Annotated in this window: 1 protein-coding gene; it reads right to left on the reverse strand. The window is 26.2% G+C overall.

All coding sequences use genetic code 11. The annotated features are described in order from the left end of the window. Window positions 1-274 precede the first annotated feature (274 nt). Window positions 275-848, reverse strand: a 574-nt coding sequence (locus IDG66_RS12605) for a WYL domain-containing protein (protein WP_206172206.1), incomplete at its 5' end; no start/stop codon positions are given.

An 848-nucleotide genomic window follows, 5' to 3' on the forward strand; every position in this document is an offset into this window, starting at 1 on the left:
TATTTATATTTTACCGTAATTTTACTATATTTATTTACAGAAATAATTTTCTCAAAGCTAAAACTTTGCTTCACTATAAATATTCACTATAAAGAATATTTCGATATTATTTACTTGAAAGACTGCGGAGGCTAACTATGTCAAAAATCATGAACCTCATTACTTATGATACGCCTCTGCGTCTCGGTTAGTGATGCGGTTTTTAAACTACGGATCAATTTAATATGTTTAAGATTATCTTTTCTTTGTTATTGCAATCATAATTAAATTACCATTAGTATAAGTTTATTATTTTGGTTAGTTCAGTTTTAATAGCTTTTTTCAAACTAATAGGAAATTCTACTTTGACATTGACACCACCTGTGACAATTAACTTAGCTATAAAATCTATATCTTTCGCGTTCACTTTTGATTTAAATAAATATGTCTCTTCGTCAATATTTTCAATCATATAGTCACTCCACAGGTAGCCTTTCAAGATATTCAATCCCATAACATTGCTTCTAATAAGAATATCAATAGCTGTTTCATTTTTAACCATGAACTGTTGAAAATTCTGCATAGTTATATCATTACACTCTTGAGTCTCTCCCATTTCATATAGTTCTTTTATTTTCGAAATATTTAATAGATTCACTAACTTTGATTCTATATTAGCTACAACAAAATACCATTGATGATTTTTATACATAATGCCAATACCTTTATATTGTTCTTTAATATAGTTTTGTGAATAACAGGTTTCAAAAGACTTATTCTCAATTATCAATCTAATGATTTCATTAAATAACTTATAACTTTTGAACTGATACTTATCTTCATTAAAATATTGAAATATCTCATTATAC

This window comes from Staphylococcus sp. EG-SA-18 (assembly GCF_017151825.1).
GTDB lineage: Bacteria > Bacillota > Bacilli > Staphylococcales > Staphylococcaceae > Staphylococcus > Staphylococcus aureus.